The sequence below is a fragment of the Methanobrevibacter sp. genome (assembly GCF_017940815.1).
In the GTDB taxonomy this organism is placed as follows: domain Archaea; phylum Methanobacteriota; class Methanobacteria; order Methanobacteriales; family Methanobacteriaceae; genus Methanocatella.
This window is the reverse complement of sequence record NZ_JAGAXX010000046.1, coordinates 1-20585: the sequence shown is the minus strand read 5'-3', so window position 1 is coordinate 20585 and position 20585 is coordinate 1. Positions and strand designations below refer to the sequence as shown.

Below are 20585 nucleotides of genomic sequence, written 5' to 3'. Positions count from 1 at the left end.
TATGAGTCTAGAGCCAAATTTTTCAAAAGAAGAACTGAAGGGCTGAATATCAATCAGGTGGTTGAAAAGGTATATTCAGAGCTTGATTTGAGTATGGACCCTGAAGACTATATGATTCCGGGTGTCGAAGACGTTCGCGGAAAGGTTGACATGTATTCATTTGCTGTTATAGAAACAGATAAGGTTTATCCATTTAAAAAGGTCAGATTCGGCGACATGATGTTCAATGCTCCGAATGACATTAATTATTACTTGAAGCAGATTTACGGTAAGAACTTCATGAAGATACCAAATCGCATTCATGACCATCGCAGGCTGAATCGTTATGTTAAGCAGCCGAATATCATTGCAATGCTAGAGGAATCCAATGAGATGATAAAGGAAGTCAACAGAAAGTTAAATATATAGGTGTTTGCAAGTGTTTGATAGATTTAAAAACGACAAGAAATCTGAAATTCCCGATTATCCCACCAAAAAGGAATTCAATGAATTGAAAAAGCTGGTTAATACCCATCAGGATTATCTGAATAATATTTTTGTATTCCATAAACTGGAGAAAACTCCATATTTGGAGCTGATGAGAGACATATCTTATGAGCTGTTAAAGTTCTTTGACAATATCTGCAATAAGTATGATTTGGAATATTGGCTTGATTTCGGAACCCTTTTGGGAGCTGTTCGCCATGAGGACTTCATCCCTTGGGATGATGACTTGGACGTTGGAATGCTCAGGGAGGACTACTACAAGTTTCTTGAGGTTTTTCCTAAGGAATTTGAACGCAGCGGCTTGAAACATGTTGAGGCATGGTTCAAGGATCCTAGTTGGGCACCAGGCACCAGAAGATGGTTCCAGATAAATTGCAAACGTCAGGAGTTCAATGGAAAATTTGTTGGAATAGACGTTTTTCCATATGACTACATCACTGAATACGATGATGATTACATTGAGCTTTTTCACAATACACGCCCCAAATTCTTCAAGGCATGGCAGGGTGATGTCAGCCTCAAGGATGCATTGGATGAGACCTGTGGGGAATTGAACCTTTCGCTGGAAAAAACAGATTATTTCATTGCAGGTGTTGATGGAGGCAGATTCAGGACAGGTTCAGTATTTAAAATTCTTAAAACAGAAGATTTGATGCCTCTTAAGAGAATCAAGTTTGGCGAATACGAATTTTTAGCACCAAACAATCCGAAAAATTATTTGAGTGAGATTTACGGCAAACATCATATGAAGATAGGCAAGACCAAAAAAGAACATGGTCGTTTAAACAGGTATAAAAAACAGCCTAACATTATGGATAAGTTGTATGAATCCAAAAAAGAATTAATAAAAGCTAATGAAAATTTTAAATAAACCTATTTTTACTAAAATTTTATATAACCTAAACAATATAGTTTAATATGTTAGGTGTTTATAATGCTTTTTGATAAGATTAAAGGAAATAATTCTTCAAATGATGACTTTGAGTTTAATGAAGAAGAGTTTGTAACTCGTAAAGAATTTGAAAAGTTAAAAAAGTTAGCCAATACACATCAGGAATATCTTAACAACATATTTATATTTTACACTCTCGAACCAACTCCATTTTTAAGGGGAATGCGCGAATTGTCCTATGAACTCATGAAATTTGTGGATAATGTGTGCAACAAGCATGATATAGAATACTGGATGGATTACGGAACATTGCTTGGATCTTTACGTCATGGGGATTTTGTCCCTTGGGATGATGATTTGGACGTTGGAATGATGAGGAATGATTATAATAGACTGGTGGAAGTATTGCCTAAAGAGATTCAAGAGAACAACTTGAAAAATCTTATTGCGGATTTTAAAATAGATAAACACAACAACAAGTCAAAAAGATGGTATCAATTATCATATAAACACCCTACTATAAGAGCTAAATTCATAGGAGTTGATTTCTTCCCATATGATTATATGAAAAAGTATGATGATGACCTGAGGGAGGAGTTCAACAATTCTTTTAGAGAGTATTATCATAACCCGGATGAGTTCACCCTTGAGGAATATATCGATATATTCAACGAAAGGTTTGGCTTGACATTGGATGAGCAGAAATATGTCCTTGGAGGCATTGACAATGTCCGTGGAAACATTCCGAAATATACAATGTATAGGCAAATATATATGGATAGGGATAGAGTATTTCCGCTTAAAAGGTTGAAATTTGGAAAATATGATTTCCCAGCTCCTAATGATACAAAAAAATATATCATTGATATCTATGGAAAAAACTATATGAAGATACCTGCCAAGATACGAGATCATGGAAGATTACATAAATTCAACAAAAAGGAAAACATTCATGAGCTTCTTGACGAAGGTATTAAGATGCTTAAAGATGCAAATAAAAATTATTAAAGGTGAATAATGACATTTCTTAGTATTATTATCCCGTTCGACAACGTTGAAAGGTATTTGAAAGACTGTTTGGATGGATTGGCCGAACAAGACTTGACTGACGCAGAGGTCATTCTAATTTTGAATGGGAATCATGAAAACATTGACGATTTGCTAAAAGAGTACACTTTCAATATTATCACAAAAACATTCCCTGAAAGAATAGGTGTTGCAAAGGCAAGAAATGAGGGATTGAAGATTGCAAAAGGTGAATACGTATATTTCATCGATTCAGACGATTATCTGTATTATGATTCATTGGATAAGTTGGTCAATGTGGCTAAAAGCACTCATGCCGATTTAATCAATGGGGAAAGGATGGCAACAGCATTCATTCGTGAAAGATTTGAGGAAAGGTTCACCAAAAAGAGTAGGGAACCACTCAAAAAGGGCAAGTTGTCCGATATGGAATTTTCAATGAGGTTATTGGTGGGTACCAAAACCAATAAGAAGGAAATATTGTCAGTTCTCCATTCACTTATTAGAAAGGAATGCATTGGAGACACATTATTTGATGAAAATGAAAGATTCTATTCAGATTACTCATTTTTAACTTCAATCTTACCAAACTTGAATACATTTATAGGTGTTGAAAACGCATTATATGCCAAAAGAAACAGGGACGACCCCATTAACCTGACTTCACTTAATCAGGAAGACCACGGCGATCCGTTCTTGAGCTATGCAACTGCATATAGGGATGTGTTGAATGTTGTCAATGATCTTTATTTCAAGGGCCATGAGGAGAAATACAAGCTGCTGAAGGATGAGATGGCATATACATTCTTTGACTATTACTATAAGGTATTCGGCCCTAATTTCTTACATAGTAAAGACGATAATTGGAGAGGAATTGTTTTCGAGATTATGCAGAAGATTTCCTATGAATTCAACATGGATTATCTGTCATTTTTTCAGAAAAGGGAAATCAAGGCATTTCAGCAAAACAATATCAAAAAATTGACCAAGTTCATAAAGTTAAGGGTAAATTACAAAAAGACCATACGTGTCTTCAAAAGCAGATGGAGATTCAAGACATTCATCTACTTCAGGTATTACAACAGAAAGCCAATCAATGACAAGCAGGTCATGTTTGCGAGCTTTTTAGGTAAGTTCTATTCAGACAGTCCTAAGTATCTCTATGAATACCTGTACAATACATATGGTGATGAGCTGGATTACGTATGGGTGATAAACGACAAGAATGTTGAGATTCCAGGAAACCCTAAGAAGGTTAAGAGGTTCTCACTTGCATACTATAAGGAATTGGCAAGGTCAAAGTACTGGGTTATTAATGGCCGTCAGGCTTCAAGATTGCATAAGAGGGACTCCCAGAAAATCATCTCAACATGGCATGGAACTCCCCTTAAGAAACTTGGTCTTGACATAGGAAATGTTCACACAAGAGATCCTAATATTAAAAAGTCTTATATTAAAGTGGCCAAGGAGTGGGATTATCTCATTTCACCAAACAGATACACTACCAAGGTCTTGCGCAGTGCTTTTGCATATGATGGTGAAATGCTTGAAACCGGTTATCCTCGTAATGATATTTTATATAATGCAACACCTGAACAGGTTCAAAAAATCAAGGATGAGTTGAATTTGCCTTCAGATAAGAAAATTGTCCTGTATGCTCCTACATGGAGGGATGATGAGTATTTTGATGCCGGTAAAATGCATTTCAACTTGAAGCTTGAATTGGATAAGTTGCAGGAAGCAATTGGCGATGAGTATATAGTTCTTGTCAGGACCCATTATTTTGTTGCAGATAAGCTTGACTTGTCTCCGTATGAGGGTTTTGCATATGATGTTTGCAGATATGATGACATTGCAGAATTGTACCTGATCAGTGACATATTGATAACTGACTATTCAAGCGTATTCTTTGATTATGCAAATCTCAGAAGGCCAATATTGTACTACACATATGATTTGGACAAATATGAAAATGTATTGAGAGGATTTTACATAGACATCCACTCAGAAGTTCCAGGTCCTTTGCTTAAAACAACCGAGGAAGTAATTGATGCGATAGTGAATATTGAAGACTTGAAAGAGGAATATGCAGAGAAATATGATGCGTTTTATGAAAGGTTCTGCAGCTTTGAGGATGGAAACGCTTCCAAAAGAATTGATGAAGCAATAAGGAAATAGGTGTAATATGGTAAAGATTTCTGTTATAATGCCTGTATTCAATGTGGAAAACTACATTGAGGAAACACTTTGTTCACTTCTCAATCAAACAATGATTGATGATATAGAAGTGATTATGGTTGATGATGGCTCAACAGACAATTCTAGATTTATCATAGATGAGTATGCAAGTAAATACGATAATTTCCATGCTTATCATAAGGAAAATGAGGGTCAGGGAATTGCCCGTAATTATGGTTTGAATTTCGCTAAAGGTGAATATATTCATTTTATGGACTCTGACGATTACATTCCTCCTAAGGCTTATGAAAACCTATACAAGTTCAATCATGACAATGACTTTATTGTTGGAAACATCCTGAAATTCGGCGAGTTTAATATTTGGGAAAACGTATTGTTTAAAAAGGCATTCATTGATTTTAACGGCAGTGTCAGATCTTTTAGATTGGATGAGTATCCTAACATGTTATGGGACACCATAACCTGCAACAAATTGTTCAAGAAGGAATTTTTGGATAAATTCAATATTCGTTTTATCAATAAAAATACTTACTATGAGGACTTATTGTTCTCATTTGAAGCATATATCAATGCGGAATCCATCGGATTTTCTCAAAACATCTTTTATTTCTGGAGGCTAAGAAAGGACAAATCATCAATTACACAAAAGAATGATGATGTCAGGAATTTCACAGACCGTATGGGCATCTTGAAAATTTACAATTCAATGATGTTGGAGTATGCCTTGGATAATAGGCTAAAATATGTGGTTTATGATAAATGGCTGAAACATGATTTGAAAACCTCCCTTAAAAAGATTCGAAATTATCCTGGCATGCATTACATTGACTTGATGGATGGTGTGGCCGAGATTTTGGATTTCATTCCGAACCAATTGAGGGATAACCTTAATAGCTATTTGAAGATATTATATGAAATGGTGGACAATAGGGACATCACTGCATTGCTGTCATTTGCACATTTGGAAGATGAATTCAAGTTCAATCCACAAATGGAACTGGACATAGGCGAAAATTATCTTGACTTGATTGATTACAATTTCATGGGCGATGATGAGGAGTATGACGCTTTTGTAAGTGGAGTTTATAATGATGATGAAAACTTATTCATTGAGTTCACTGAGAAATTTTCCATTTTGCCTAAAAAATATCCTCATGAAATTATCGTTTCTTTGATTAATAAAAATAGAGAGTTCCCACTTAACTTACATAATAACATGTTTTCAATTCCATTAAATTTAATCAAGGATTTGGATCACTCAAAAGTCAAAGTCACATATAGGTCAAAAGATTTTAATAGGGAATTTCTTTTAAAAAATTATAATAGAAAATCAATAAGATATGCTAATTACGACATTGACCTTGGAATTGGAATAAACAACATATTGTATCTTGACATCAGGAAAAAGACACAAAATCAAATTGTTGTGGAAAACATCACACTTGAGGAGGGAATGTTCACATTCTATTGCAGGTCCATTAATGAGATAAATAATGTCATCCTTACAAACTTCGTCACATACAATGAGACAGCTTTTCCTGTGAACTACTATTCAGATTCTGGAAGTTTCTATTTCACAATCCCTTATGATGAATTTACAAGATACGTGATAAGAAAATATGAGCTGAATTCACCTCAGTCATTCAATTCAATCAAGCTCGATAGAGAATTCAAGTTCGAAAATGGAAACTCAATTGTGAGATTCAAGAATAAGAGAAATAAGATTTATATCTCAAATAAACCGAACAAATCCTCAATCATCAACATTAAGAACTTGATGGACGTGAATGAAAGGTTAGTTAATGAGAATAATAGGCTTTTAGAAACTAATAAAAGGTTAGCCAAAAAAATAGAAGATTACAAATCCCGTAAAGCCGTAAAATTGGTAGATGACATAAAAAATATTGGAAAACGGTGATTTTTTGACAAAGATTTCAATCATCATACCAGTCTATAACACCGCAAGCTACCTGGACGAATGCCTTAAGAGTGTTTTAGGCCAGACTTTTCAAGACATTGAGATTATATGTGTAAATGACGGATCAACCGACAACTCACTTGAAATTCTTGAAAAATATCCTGTTAAAATAATCAATCAGGAAAACCAGGGCCAATCAGCTTCACGAAACAATGCATTGAAAGAGGCTACAGGGGAATATATTCTATTTTTGGATTCAGATGATTATCTTGAGGAAAATACATTAATGGAACTTTATGAAATCATGGAATCAAAATCCCTTGACCTGCTGATTTTTAAAATAATAGATTTTGACAACGAAACAAGGGAATTGTCCAAGTATTCCTATTTTGAAATGGATTTGCTCAAAGACCGTGTCGGGGATGATGTGTTTTGTTACTCTGATGTGAAGGACCTGCTTTTTAGAATCTCAGTGACCGCACCGGGAAAGCTTTATCGCAGGGACTTGATTGAAGATATAAGATTCAACGAGGGATTGATATTTGAGGACAATGCGTTTTTCATGGAAATGTTTATTAAAACCAAAAGGGTGTACTTTAAGGATAAGTATTATTATTTCAGACGCATTCATAAGGATTCAACAATACAGTCCAATTTTGAAAAGTTCAGCAACGTGATTCCAATCTACAATATAATAAATGACATCATCATAAAATCCGGTGAATATGATGAGGTCAAGCATAAGCTTTTCAATCGCCAATGCAGGGACATATTCTTAAGGTTCTCTCAGGTTCCGGAGGAATTGAAGGCCGATTTCTTTGATGAGATAAAACGTGATTTTGAAAATAAAATGGAAAGGTATGAGAACGACGGCTCTTTGGACTTGGCCAACAAGAGGAGCCGTGAGATATTTTTCAGTGCAATAAATTCAAAAACTCATGAGGAATTTGAGTTGTCCATTGAAATATTTGATTTGAAAAGGGAAATCAACAAGCTTCAAAAGGAAAACAATAAACTTGCTAAAAAAATTCCAAAATCAACCAATCCCCTAAAAAAGCTTTTTAAACATTAAAATAAAATATGTAATTATGCAAAAACAATGCGATGAATTAGTTATTTCACTTTTATTTCCACCATCAGATAACGTTTCAGGAATAACAGTGGCTAAAAGGATAATTGAAAATAACCGGTTGGTTGATGTATTGCATGCAGATGCTGATTTTAAGAGCAATGACTTTAGCGATTATGTAAGCCAATTCATTAGAAATGAGATAGTAATAGACATGAATTGTGAGCCTGACTGGTGGGAATGCATATCAAAATTCATCAAAAAGGGAATCAGTGCCATTAAGAAGGATTATGATAAGATTTACTCAAGATCATGGATGATGTCCAATCATTTTCTGGCCTGTGAGTACAAGTTTGTGAATGAATCCACTTTTTGGACCGCAGAATTCTCCGATCCACTAATTTTTGACTTGTCAAATAAAGAAAAGACATATAAGCAGATGATTGTTGACGATAAATCATACATTGATGGGCTTAACAGTAAGATTGCCAAGTTGGATGGCGACTTTCCACTAATCGAGTATGACTCATCAGCATATTTCATAGCGGAATATCTTGTCTATCTGTTTGCTGACAATATAATTTTCACAAATGAAAATCAAAGAAGGATAATGCTTGAACAGTTTCCTGTTGATGTTTCAAGCCATGTTTTGTCCAAAAGCGAGGTTAAGGCTCATCCTACATTGCCTGAGGAATACTATCAAATTAAAAAATCCAAGTTAAAATTGAATGATGAATACATTAACGTTGCTTATTTTGGAGGGGACTACTATGGCAAGCGTCATTTTGAAGGGCTGTTTTATTCCATTGAATCACTTAACCATAAACATAAGGATAAAATCAGGTTATACATATTCATCAAGGACAACAAGTTGATTAAAAGGTTAATCTCCACATTGGATGCGAAAGAGAATATAAAGATTAGAAAGCCGTTGCCTTACTTGGAGTTTCTAAATTCAACAACAAGATTCGATGTCTTGGTTGTAAATGATGTAGACACCAAGGGCAATTTTCCGGTCAACCCATATTTGCCATCAAAACTGTCTGATTATCTTGGATCTTCAACAGATATCTGGGCCATTTGTGAAGATGGAAGCACACTATCTGAAAGTGATGTCAGATACAAGTCATGCATTTCAGATTATGAAAGCTCCTGTGAGGTGCTGGTTCAGATTCTTGAAGAAAACGGCCATGGCGATGAGGGCTACTCATTCAGTGACGATTACTATCAAAAGAGGCTAACCAGTTTAAATGAGCTTTTTGAAAACGAGTTCAGGAAAAATCAAAAGTTGAAAAGACAATTAAAAGAAAAGCCAAATAAAAGGTTTAAGCTATTCTAGTGATATTATGGTTGAGATATCAGTAATCATTCCGGTTTATAACGTGGAGGACTATCTGGGACAATGCCTGGACAGCATCTGCAATCAGACATTTGAGGACATTGAGATAATCTGTGTCAATGACGGTTCAAAAGACAATTCCCTTGAGATACTGGAGGAATATGCAGGCAATGACAACAGGATATCAATAGTCAACCAGCATAATCAGGGACTTGCCGCAACTCGTAACAGCGGATTGAAACATGCAAGCGGAGAATATGTTTATTTCATTGATTCTGACGATTATCTGGAATTGGATGCTCTTGAAAGGTTATACTGCAATATAAAATCAAATGATTCAGACATGGCACTGTTCAAGTTCAAGACATTTGACGACTTCCAGAATGTTCACAAGAGGGGAGTAGAATTCAAGATCGACAAGATTTTCGGAGACATTGACTATGACAACTTCGCCTTCACGTATAGGGATGTCAAAAGGCATGTTATGAATTCCGCATTTTCAGCCTGTCTTAAGTTATACCGGAGAGAATTCATCAAGGATGTTTCATTTCCTGTAGGTTTGAATTTTGAGGACGTTCCTGTCCATGTGAAGCTGATGATTGAGGCGGAAAGATTATCATTTGTTCCCGAATTTTTCTACAATTACCGGTCAAATCCCGATTCAATTTTAAATTCTTCCGCCAATGGATTTGACATATTCAAGGTAATCGATATGGTTGAGGACTATTTACGTGAAACTGGCCATTACGATGAGCTGGAAAACGAGTTTGTCTTTTTTAAAATAGCACAGATACTCTTATACCTAAAAAGCGAAAGGTCCGATGAATACTTTAGAAAGGCAAAGGAAGAGTTTGAAAAAATCACCATCAAGGATAAAAAGACAATCAAAAAGTATGCCGTTAAAGGATACAAACTTGTTTTAAGCTCAGATAATTATTCAAATTATGAAATAAAAAATAAAAAATCTAAAAAAAGAAATAAAAAATCAAAATCTTTCAGCAAGAAAGTTTCTGATTCAATTAAAAAAATTTTAAAATAACTATTTTTTGAATTCTTTAGGTATGCACAGAACGCTGGTATCGGATAGGAGTGACCATGGTGATTCTCTTAAAATCTTAAATTCATATCCCAAATCTAAATTGGCAATCCATGGAATAATTTCAGCAAAATCCTTCATCCTATGATAGATGCTTATGGTTAGGATAGGTTTTTGTGTAATTATTGTATTTTTCGCACCTTCCAATAAATCCAATTCTGCACCTTCGACATCAACGATAATGAATCCAACATTCAAGTTATTTTCTTTAACGAATGTGTCAATTTTAGCTTCATCAACTTTAAGTTCAACGTCATATTCTCTGAAATCTGCATCACTGGTAATTCCCTGCACGTTCTGACCAGCTAAATATAAACTTCTTGTTCCATCAATGTTGCCTAATGATTTTTTTACAGGAACGATATTTTTTATATCGTTATCATTTATATTTTTATTTAACAATTCATATGACTCATCAAATGGTTCAAAAGCATATACATTAGCATTAGTTAATTTGGATAATGGTAAAGATGTATCTCCAGTGAAAGCCCCTGCATCAATAATGTCCTTGTCTTTTAAATAGTCCAAACTGGTTTCATCTAAAGAAAAACCAATGAATGGATGTAGATTGTAACCTCCACTGAATTTAAATCCTGCAATATTGTTTCCTTCAATATTGTTTTTTCTAAATTCTGTAAATTCCTTTTGAATTTCAAGTTCCTCTTCAGTGTAAAATGTGTCTTTTCTGATGAAATTTACAAAGAGACTTCTTAAAAAGAGATATTTATAAAAATATTTTTCCTTTGAGTCTAAATTTTTGGTGACTTCTTTTAGTTTGTCTTCAAAGTTTTCATCGAAGTAAAAATCCATTTGGCCCTTGTCACAAAAGTAACTAAATCTTTCGTAATCATTATCATATTTTTCTCTTAAGGTCATATTGGCTTTGGATTCTGCAAGTTTTAATTCTTTTTTTCGTTTTCGTAAATCTTTTTTGAGCTTTTTGTTCTTTTTTTTAAGTTTCTTATTATTTTTTGATAACGATTTGTTTCTCTCTTTATAATGCATATAAGATTTACTTTTTGACAATATTTTTTCTTTTAAATTCAATGATCTCCCTTCTATTAATTTAATTTAAATTTTTTTTTAAATATTTCAAAAATAACTCAATAACTTGAATTTACTCTATTGTAATTCGTAGTATTTTTGATTAATGTAGAATTTATTGAGTTATGAAGTTTTTTTAGATATTTAAATAAGATTATTATTATTTCATATATATTAATGTATTGTTTGGTATCATTATTGTATTAAACTATGAGTTTATTTATAATAAGAGCGTTGTATTTTTTAATTAAGGATTTTATTGTGTTTAAATAATAATATTTGAAATTATGATTATTTTCTATAATACTAAATAGTATCATGTATATATCATCTAATGGCAAATCGATTAGAGTATATAGATTTATTAAAAGTTTTTTCAATTTTGGCGATAATTACTATTCATGCATTTATGGTATGGAAATCTGCTGAAATCTTAAATGGAGTAGTTATTTACTCATTTTGTGAAATAGTAAGATTTGGGGTCCCGGTTTTCATCATGGTCAGTGGTGCATTATTGTTGAATAGGGAAATTGAGATAGTTGATTTTTTTAAAAAGAAAGTTAATCGTATTGTTGTTCCTTTTATATTTTATTATTTTCTAACAGCTTTTATAATAGTTATATTATTAAATAGTACTAATTATCAAGTTGAGAATGTTTTAGCGTTTAGATGGTATTTTTGGATGATTTTGGGTGTTTATTTAAGTATACCTGTAATTAATAAATATGTTCAAAATTCTTCATTTAATGAATTGAGGTATTTTATAGCAATATTTGTTTTTGCGTCAATATTTTACCAAATCACATATTATTTCAAAATAGAACAATATCTTTATTTAACACTGTTCCTGTCTCCATTGGGATACCTTATTTTAGGATATTACTTATCTAAAAAAGATTTTGCCATGAGTGCAAATAAAATTGTTGTGCTGGCATTGATTATTTTTATTGTATCGACTGCTATAAAGATATGGGGTCATCAATTTCATTTTGGGACAATCACAAAGGATTTTGTAGCCAATACATCTCCAATTTTATCCTCCTGGGTGGATGTAAGCATTTTTGAGATAATGCAAGCTTCATCATTCTTCCTATTGTGTAAATATATTTATGAATCAGATGCAATTCCATTTAGACAGATTAAAAACGTATTACAAACTAATTTGATTTCAAAATTCGTATTATCCGTAAGCAGATCAAGTTATGGAATGTATTTAATAAATTTAATTCCAACTTTCATGTTTTATCATTACGTTCAACCTATGGATTTCACTGGAACACAGATATGCCTATTAATTATAGGATTGTCACTTGCTACATTTTTCAGTACTTGGATTATTGTTGCAATTTTGGGTAAAATTCCTTATATCAAGAATCTGTCAGGATATTATTAAAATTAATATGTAATCTAGTTTTAACAATCTTGATTATATAACATTTTTAATTTTATTTTATACATGTTCTAATAATAATAAATAAATATCTTGATTTATAAACATAAATTTAGGTAGAATTTTATTTCTACTTAAATATAGTTATAACTATTTGGTGTTTTAAATGAATAAAAAGATAGGTTTAATATTAGCTTTAGTATTAGTAGCTTTCTTAGTTATGGGTACTGCAAGCGCTGGTTTATTTGACTTTTTAGGAGGGGACAACGCAAACAATGCAACCAACAACGATGAAAACACATTCATTGTAGGTTTTGATGCTGAATTCCCACCATACGGATATAAGGACGACAGTGGAAACTACACTGGTTTCGACTTAGACTTAGCAAAAGAGGTATGTGACAGAAACAATTGGACATTTGTAGCTCAACCTATTGATTGGGATGCAAAAGATGCTGAAATCGACTCTGGTTCCATCGATTGTATTTGGAACGGATTCACTATTGACGGTAGGGAAAACGATTACACCTGGTCTGACCCTTACTTTGATAACAAACAAGTATTCATTGTAAAATCAGATTCCGGAATCAGCAAAATTGATGACTTAAAAGGAAAAACTGTTGAAACACAAAAAGATTCCTCAGCATTAGCTGCTCTTCAAGGGGACAACAAAACTATCGCTGATACTTTTGGAACTTTAACTGAAGTAGCTGACTATAACACTGCATTCATGGACTTAGAATCCGGTGCATGTGACGCTATTGCTATGGATATTGGTGTTGGAGAATACGACATCAAAAACAAAGATAATCCAGACAATTTCAAAGTATTAGATCAGTACATTACTACTGAAAAATACGGTATTGGATTCAAAAAAGGAAATGACGCATTAAAAGACCAAGTACAAGACACTTTAAATGAAATGTTTAAAGATGGTACTGTTACTAAAATCGCTGAAAAATACGGTATTTCCGAAGATGCTTTAATCCAACCATAAACATATTTTAAGTTAAGAGGGGAGAATTAGTTATATGATTTTAAGTAATGTAATTTCACAATTGCTTGGAGGTATGATTACTTCCATTGAGATATTTTTACTTACATTATTATTCTCTCTTCCTCTTGGTTTACTTGTAGCTGGAGGAAGAATGAGTAAATTTGGGCCGCTCAGGTGGCTAATGAAGATTTATATCTCAATCATGAGAGGAACACCGTTAATGCTTCAGTTGATCATTGTTTTCTTTGCACCATATTATGTATTCGGCATGAGTCTTTCTGCGGATTATCGTTTCATCGCTGTAATTATAGCGTTTACAATAAACTATGCAGCATACTTTGCAGAAATCTATCGTGGTGGTATCGAATCAATCAATAGTGGACAATATGAAGCTGCACAAGTTCTTGGTTATTCCAAAATCGAGACATTTTTCATAATCATCATGCCTCAAGTGTTTAAGGTAATTCTTCCTTCTGTAACTAATGAAGTTATAACACTCGTAAAGGACACTTCACTTTCATTTGTTATTGCTATACCTGAAATGTTCACCGTTGCAAAACAGATTGCAGCTGCGGACGCATCAATTGCGGCTTTGCTTGTTGCAGGTATATTTTATTATTTATTCAATATTATCGTTGCATTTGTTATGGAATATCTTGAAAAAAGAATGGATTATTATGAATAGGGGGAAATATTATGAGTTTGCTTGAAATTAAAAATTTAAAGAAGAGTTTCGGTGATAATGTAGTCTTGAAAGATATTTCTCTCAGCGTTGAAAAGGGCGAAGTTCTTGCAATTATCGGACCGTCAGGTTCTGGTAAGTCAACATTGCTCAGATGCATTACAGATTTGGAAACCGAAGACAGTGGAGATATCAATTTTGACGGAACCTTTGGATTAGTGTTCCAAAACTTTAACTTATTCCCACATCACTCTGTAATGAAAAACATTACAAATGCACCATTAAGAGTTCAAAAAAGAGATAAAACAGAAGTATTCCAACATGCAAGAGACTTGCTTAGGAAAATGGGTCTTGAAGATAAGGAAGACGCTTACCCCTGCGAATTGTCCGGGGGTCAGCAGCAACGGGTATCCATTGCAAGAGCACTTGCGATGAATCCTGACATATTGTTCTTTGACGAACCAACTTCAGCATTGGATCCTGAATTGACCGGTGAGATTCTCACCGTAATAAAGGAATTGGCTGCAGAACACATGACCATGGTGATTGTAACTCACGAGATGACCTTTGCACGTAATGTGGCTGACACAATCATATTCATGGATGATGGTGTTATTGTAGAGCAAGGTTCACCTGAAGAGGTATTCTCATCTGATAATCAAAGAATGAAGGAATTTTTGGGAAAATTCTACGATTAAATAATTTTATTTAATCTTTTTAACTATTTTTTTTATAATTATATCCTCTTTGTTTTTTTATTTTTAGTTATCTTTAAGACATTATGATAAATATGTAATTCCATTAAGGGTTTATGTATACAAATTAATCATATTTTCATTAATTCATTAGTTTATCTGATGTATTTATCTTTTTAAATTTAAATACTATAATCCACATATTAAATTATGATTATATTTTTTTAAATTAAATTATGTGTGAAGTTGTAATGAAAACAAGAGTCAGCGTTATTATTCCGGTTTATAATGTGCAAGAATTTCTAAATGAATGCATTGATTCCGTTTTAGCACAAAGCATAATAGATAAAGAATTAACTGAGGGTTATGAGAGAAATCTTCAAATCATTTTAGTTGATGATGGATCTACTGATGATAGTGGTAAAATAGCTAAGGAATATGCGAATTCTTATGATTATGTTGATTACGTATATGAAGATAATCAGGGTTTGGGACATGCCAGAAACTATGGATGTGAATTCGCTGAAGGGGATTATATTATTTTCCTAGATTCGGATGACATTGTTCCTCCTAAAGCTTATGAGAGGATGTATGACTCAGCAGTTAAGAATGATGTGGATTTTACAATTGGGAATGTGACTAGGTTCAATTCCAAAAATACATCACGTATAAAAATACATCTTACTGCGTTTTCAGGTACAAAGGAAGTCACACATATTACAGAAAGTCCAGAACTCTTTTACGATACTACTGCATGGAATAAATTAATTAAAAAAAGCTTTTGGGATAAGCACGATTTCAAATTCCCTGAAGGAATACTATATGAAGATATACCAGTTAGTATGCCAATGCATTACTTGGCTGACAAGGTATCCATAATCTATGAAACATGTTACCTATGGAGGATTCGTGAGGGAATGTCCAAATCAATCACACAAACAACTGATGATACAAAAAACCTAAAGGATAGGCTTTCTGTATTGAAGATGGTTGATGATTTTTATAATGAAAATGTTAATGAAAAGGAGTTACATCTCACAAAAACTATTAAATGGTTAAATATCGACTTGAAAATGTATATTGACACTCTTGTTAAACAGACTGAGGATGAGTCAATTCCGTTTAGAAATCTATTAATTGATTATATTAATAAAAACATCGATTTAAATGATTTAAACTACGTGAATGAAATTGACAAGTTAAAATATGAGTATTTATTGAATGATGAATTTGACAAGCTTGTTAAATTAATTAATTTTGAAAAAAAAGAATTAAAGTTCACGGAAGTTTATTCAAATGGACCTCATATGGTAATCGATGTAGATGAGGATGTTTTTGGAACTTCTCCTTTTATCATAGACCAGTATATTAAAGAAGATTATAAAAGGAATAATATTCAAAAGGTTGCATTGAAGAAAAATGAACTGGTTGTAAAGGCATATACTATCATTCCAGGTCTTGAAATTAAGGATTTTAATGAAAGGGACTATTCATTTAACTTAGTGAACAGCGATTCTCATAAGAAACTTCCACTTGAGTTTGATAATGTCAAATCTAAAAATTTACCATCAGAATTTAATATACGATATGGAAATAAATTATCTTATGACTCAGCTAGTTTTCAGGTTCATGTTCCATATTCCAAACTTATTGATAATCCTGAGTTTGCCGGTGAAAATAGGATTGAAGTTAATTTCAAACAGGATGATGTAGTTTATAATTATTTTTTATCAAAACCGAAAAAAAGAGTTATTGCATCAAGTAACTTAAAAGCAAGAATATATGAAAATACATACTTTTCCATTGTATATGATGAATTTAAGGAATTAATTCTAAATATTAATCCTATTAAATACTGCTATGATGAGGTCATTATTGAAGATGGGCAACTTTGCATTAACAGTCCTGTGCATAATGGGGATCTGTTTTTATGTTATGATGATGATTTGATAAATGATGCATATAAGGTTCCTCTTGATTATAATGAGAAAAAGCAAGAATATTTCATTGATTTGGAAAAAATAAGTAATATTCCGGGTCAAATTAGATATGAAAATGACGAGCCTATTGTGTATAAGGATAAAAAGCAATTGTATTTAAATTCAAGTGATGGCCAAATTATTATAAATGCATTGAGAGACTATCATTTGGACATTCAAAGAGTTGATAATCTTTCTTTGATTACAAAGATATCTAGCAATAATCAAACAGTTAATATGGACGTCAATTTATATTCAATCAAAGAACTTGATAATCTGAATTCAGCAGTTTTATACTTGAAGGATAAGATTAACTTTGAAGATGTACCTATTTCTTCTGCTAATTTAAAGGAGAATAAAATTAACTTCAATTTTAATTTTGCAAATGAAAATATCCTTAAAAACCTTTATCAGGGAGTTCATGATTTATATGTAAAATATGAAATTGATGGAATTGTTTTTTCAACACCAATATACCTATTGGATATGTTTAATCATGAATACTCTGAAGATTCATACGATTATAAACTGTACCGTAGTGGAAAAAGCACATTAAGGATAAGGTCAACTCGTAAATGGCCTGAAAATGAAAATACTCCAATCAAAAGAAAAGAAATTTCAAAAACAAAATATGAATTGTTTAGAAAATTGCCTATTAATCCAAAACGCGTCATGTTCGAATCGATGTGGGGAAAACAATTTAGTTGCAATCCAAGATATCTTTATGAGTACATTAATGAAAATTATCCTGATTATGAATGCATTTGGTCATTTGTTGATGAACATAAGGGCATAACAGGAAATGCTAAACGAGTTAGAAAACATTCTTTGAAGTATTATTACTATTTAGCAACTTCTAAATTTTTCTGTGACAATGTAAATTTTAGTAATGAATTCATAAAAAGAGATGGGCAGGTTTATATTCAAACCATGCATGGGACTCCACTAAAAACTTTAGGTTTAGATGTAAAGCAGGATTTCAATTCTCAAGAAAGTAAAAAAGAATTTATTGATCGTTGCAGTCGTTGGGATTATCTTTTGGTTCAAAGTGATTATGTAGCTGGACTTTCAAAAGGATGCTTTGATTATGATGGAGAAATATTGAAATCTGGATATCCAAGAAATGATATTCTTTATTCAAAAAATAATTCTGATGAAATAAATAAATTAAAGGAAAAATTAGGACTTCCATTGGATAAAAAAGTGATTCTTTATGCTCCGACATGGCGTATGAAAAATGGTTTTGATTTAATGTTAGATTTAAATTCATTTAAAAAATCATTATCTGACGAATATGTTTTGGTTTTAAGAATGCATCATTTAGCAAGCAATAAATTAAATCAGTTGGAAAATGATGAGTTTATTTTTGACTTATCTCAATACGGATCAATGGAAGAGCTGTATTTGGTTTCAGATATATTAATTACGGACTATTCCTCTGCAATGTTTGACTATGCTATTTTAGACAGGCCAATATTACTTTTCACCTATGATATGGAAGAGTATGCAAACAGCATCAGGGGAACATATTTCGATTTGGAGGAATATAATCCAGGACCTTTATTATATACCTCAAAGGATGTTGAAAATGCTATTATTAATATTGAGAGTATTGAAGAGAAGTATAAGGAAGATAGGCATAAATTCCAAGAGAAATTCAATCAATATGAGACTGGAAAATCTTCTGAGTTAATATTCAATGATGTCTTTAAAAATAATAAGGGTAATTCAGTTAAAGAATCTGTTAATAAAATTGTTTCAAAAATAGGCTATCATTTTATCAAGTAATTTTCTGTATTAACAGGAAATTTATTTATATTGGATGTTTTACTTAAATCAATGTTGTAATCTGAGGTCATGTTTGATTTTTTATTACTGTGAATGTTAAACAATAATAAAATTAAACCTTCTGCACGGGTTGCAAAAAATAAAAGTATCTCATTAAATTAATTTTTTAATAGCAAAAATGTATTTTTTTGTATATTATATGTATATTAATTGAACTTTTAACTGCATATCTACTTGACCAATTAATTTAACTATAATTTGATTTAACGTTCAACAATACTAAATAAATGTTAGAATGAAAAAGAAATTCAAATCGTCACGTTTTATTGCTTTTTTTTAAAAATTTAAATACTATTATTCACATAAATTAATGTAAAAATATTTTGATTAATTAATTGTTTTATGTGTGAATTTATAATGAAAACTAGAGTTAGTGTAATTATTCCAATTTATAATGTTCAAGAATTTTTAGAGGAATGTATTGAATCTGTTTTAGCACAAACACTAATTAATAAAAAATTAACTGATGGCTATGAGAGGAATCTTCAAGTCATATTAGTGGATGATGGATCTACTGATGCAAGTGGTGAAATTGCTAAAGGGTATGCAGATTCATTTGATTATGTTGATTACATATATGAAGAGAATCAAGGTTTGGGACATGCCAGAAACTATGGATGTGAATTCGCTGAAGGAGATTATATTGTTTTCTTGGATTCAGATGATTTGATTAGGCCTTACGCTTATGAAAGAATGTATGACCTTGCAGTCAAGAACGGTTCTAATATGGTTATTGGTGGCGTTTGGCGTTTTGATTCCAAAAATTATTGGGATTCAGATATTCATAAAATAGCTATGTCTGGAATAAAAGAAGTAACTCACATCACTGAAAGTCCAGAACTACTTTACGATACAACCGCATGGAATAAATTAATAAAGCATTCATTTTGGAAAAAACACGGATTCAAATATCCGGAAGGTATTTTATATGAAGATATACCTGTATCTTTTTTATTACATTATTATACTAATCATGTTTCTATAATTTATGAAAATTGTTATTTATGGAGGGTAAGAGAAAGCTCAAAATCTATTACTCAAAAAACTAAAGAAACGGTTAATTTAAAAGATAGAATTCATGTAATGAAGGTTGTTGATGATTTTTGTAAGGATAATGTCAATAATGAAAAGTTATTAAGCATGAAAATTTATAAATGGCTTTCAAAAGATTTGATGATTTTTATTAATAAATTAAATGCCACATCTGTTGAAACATCAGAAGAAATAATTAGTTTAATTTCTGATTATATCAAGGAAAATATAAATTTGAGTGATATTGACAAATTAAATGAAATAGATTGTCTAAAGTATAAATATTTATTAGAAAATAACTTAGAGAAATTAATATCCATAATTAATTTTCAAATGTATGAACTGCATAAAGCGGAGGGTTACTCAACTAATGACCATACCATTGTTAAAGTTGATGAAGAATTATTTGGTGAATCCGATTTATGCATAGATAAATTCATCAGAAATAAAAATCATTATATTAGGTACATTGACAAACTTTCAATAAATAAAAAACAGATAACTATTAACGGAGTTACAATTATTCCCGGTCTGAAAGACGATGATTTTAACGATAGGGATTATTCTTTTTATTTAGTTAATACTGAATCTCATAAAAAAATGCCATTAAAATATAAAAATGTACCTGCTTCGGATTTGACATACACTATCAGATATGGCAGTAATATTTCATATGATGCTGCAGGATATGAAGTTTATATTCCTTTATCAACAATTGCAGGCAATGAGGATTTCCTAGGTGAAAATAAGTTATTAGTATGTTTCAAACAGAAAGATGTTGTTTATAATTATTTTGCTAGACTTAGATGGGATTTGAAATCTAAGAAATCTAAAGCAAAATTATACAAAAATAATTATTTCAGTATTGATCATGATTTGAATAATGAAATTAT

General features: G+C 31.9%; 14 protein-coding genes and 1 pseudogene. 14 read left to right on the top strand and 1 reads right to left on the bottom strand.

Annotation, left to right across the window (positions count from 1 at the left end; translation table 11 throughout):
- The 8 genes and pseudogenes from ILA26_RS05705 to ILA26_RS05670 all read left to right on the top strand — a co-directional run.
- Positions 1-408: pseudogene (locus ILA26_RS05705) on the top strand (hypothetical protein); the annotation flags it as partial.
- A gap of 10 nt (positions 409-418) precedes the next feature.
- The gene (locus tag ILA26_RS05700) at positions 419-1357 is read left to right on the top strand and encodes a LicD family protein (protein WP_292895176.1); all 939 of its coding nucleotides are present in this window, start codon (positions 419-421) and stop codon (positions 1355-1357) included.
- A gap of 63 nt (positions 1358-1420) precedes the next feature.
- Positions 1421-2386: a LicD family protein gene (locus tag ILA26_RS05695; protein ID WP_292895173.1), complete on the top strand. Its 966-nt coding sequence runs from the start codon at positions 1421-1423 to the stop codon at positions 2384-2386.
- A 9-nt stretch (positions 2387-2395) separates the two neighbouring features.
- Positions 2396-4582, top strand: a complete 2187-nt coding sequence (locus ILA26_RS05690; RefSeq protein WP_292895170.1) for a bifunctional glycosyltransferase family 2 protein/CDP-glycerol:glycerophosphate glycerophosphotransferase — start codon at positions 2396-2398, stop codon at positions 4580-4582.
- Between the two features lie 7 nt (positions 4583-4589).
- The gene (locus ILA26_RS05685; protein ID WP_292895167.1) at positions 4590-6521 is read left to right on the top strand and encodes a glycosyltransferase family 2 protein; all 1932 of its coding nucleotides are present in this window, start codon (positions 4590-4592) and stop codon (positions 6519-6521) included.
- A gap of 4 nt (positions 6522-6525) precedes the next feature.
- Complete coding sequence (locus tag ILA26_RS05680) at positions 6526-7593, top strand: glycosyltransferase family 2 protein (RefSeq protein WP_292895164.1); 1068 nt, start codon at positions 6526-6528, stop codon at positions 7591-7593.
- Between the two features lie 16 nt (positions 7594-7609).
- Positions 7610-8929, top strand: coding sequence for a hypothetical protein (locus ILA26_RS05675; protein WP_292895161.1), 1320 nt, complete (start codon positions 7610-7612; stop codon positions 8927-8929).
- Between the two features lie 7 nt (positions 8930-8936).
- Complete coding sequence (locus ILA26_RS05670) at positions 8937-9968, top strand: glycosyltransferase family 2 protein (protein WP_292895159.1); 1032 nt, start codon at positions 8937-8939, stop codon at positions 9966-9968.
- Here ILA26_RS05670 and ILA26_RS05665 read toward each other — a convergent pair whose 3' ends face one another.
- The gene (locus ILA26_RS05665) at positions 9969-10901 is read right to left on the bottom strand and encodes an FkbM family methyltransferase (protein ID WP_292895157.1); all 933 of its coding nucleotides are present in this window, start codon (positions 10899-10901) and stop codon (positions 9969-9971) included.
- Positions 10902-11403: 502 nt separating this feature from the next.
- Here ILA26_RS05665 and ILA26_RS05660 point away from each other — a divergent pair.
- The 6 genes from ILA26_RS05660 to ILA26_RS05635 form a co-directional block, all read left to right on the top strand.
- Positions 11404-12462, top strand: coding sequence for an acyltransferase family protein (locus tag ILA26_RS05660; protein WP_292895155.1), 1059 nt, complete (start codon positions 11404-11406; stop codon positions 12460-12462).
- A gap of 163 nt (positions 12463-12625) precedes the next feature.
- Positions 12626-13456, top strand: coding sequence for an amino acid ABC transporter substrate-binding protein (locus tag ILA26_RS05655; RefSeq protein WP_292895153.1), 831 nt, complete (start codon positions 12626-12628; stop codon positions 13454-13456).
- A gap of 34 nt (positions 13457-13490) precedes the next feature.
- Positions 13491-14141: an amino acid ABC transporter permease gene (locus ILA26_RS05650; RefSeq protein WP_292895150.1), complete on the top strand. Its 651-nt coding sequence runs from the start codon at positions 13491-13493 to the stop codon at positions 14139-14141.
- Between the two features lie 11 nt (positions 14142-14152).
- Positions 14153-14836 (top strand): amino acid ABC transporter ATP-binding protein, encoded by a 684-nt coding sequence (locus tag ILA26_RS05645; protein ID WP_292895147.1) that lies wholly within the window; start codon positions 14153-14155, stop codon positions 14834-14836.
- Between the two features lie 248 nt (positions 14837-15084).
- A complete protein-coding gene (locus tag ILA26_RS05640) occupies positions 15085-18600 on the top strand; it encodes a bifunctional glycosyltransferase/CDP-glycerol:glycerophosphate glycerophosphotransferase (protein WP_292895144.1) in 3516 nt (1171 codons plus the stop codon).
- 417 nt (positions 18601-19017) lie between these two features.
- Positions 19018-20585 (top strand): glycosyltransferase (locus ILA26_RS05635; RefSeq protein ID WP_292895141.1); only part of this gene is annotated, 1568 nt, incomplete at its 3' end.

Excerpts from the sequence above, each read along its gene's own strand:
- ILA26_RS05695 (WP_292895173.1), top strand. The coding sequence starts at position 1,421 with ATGCTTTTTGATAAGATTAAAGGAAATAATTCTTCAAATGATGACTTT.
- ILA26_RS05690 (WP_292895170.1), top strand. The coding sequence starts at position 2,396 with ATGACATTTCTTAGTATTATTATCCCGTTCGACAACGTTGAAAGGTAT.
- ILA26_RS05685 (WP_292895167.1), top strand. The coding sequence starts at position 4,590 with ATGGTAAAGATTTCTGTTATAATGCCTGTATTCAATGTGGAAAACTAC.
- ILA26_RS05675 (WP_292895161.1), top strand. The coding sequence starts at position 7,610 with ATGCAAAAACAATGCGATGAATTAGTTATTTCACTTTTATTTCCACCA.
- ILA26_RS05670 (WP_292895159.1), top strand. The coding sequence starts at position 8,937 with ATGGTTGAGATATCAGTAATCATTCCGGTTTATAACGTGGAGGACTAT.
- ILA26_RS05665 (WP_292895157.1), bottom strand. The coding sequence starts at position 10,901 with ATGACCTTAAGAGAAAAATATGATAATGATTACGAAAGATTTAGTTAC.
- ILA26_RS05660 (WP_292895155.1), top strand. The coding sequence starts at position 11,404 with ATGGCAAATCGATTAGAGTATATAGATTTATTAAAAGTTTTTTCAATT.
- ILA26_RS05655 (WP_292895153.1), top strand. The coding sequence starts at position 12,626 with ATGAATAAAAAGATAGGTTTAATATTAGCTTTAGTATTAGTAGCTTTC.
- ILA26_RS05650 (WP_292895150.1), top strand. The coding sequence starts at position 13,491 with ATGATTTTAAGTAATGTAATTTCACAATTGCTTGGAGGTATGATTACT.
- ILA26_RS05645 (WP_292895147.1), top strand. The coding sequence starts at position 14,153 with ATGAGTTTGCTTGAAATTAAAAATTTAAAGAAGAGTTTCGGTGATAAT.
- ILA26_RS05640 (WP_292895144.1), top strand. The coding sequence starts at position 15,085 with ATGAAAACAAGAGTCAGCGTTATTATTCCGGTTTATAATGTGCAAGAA.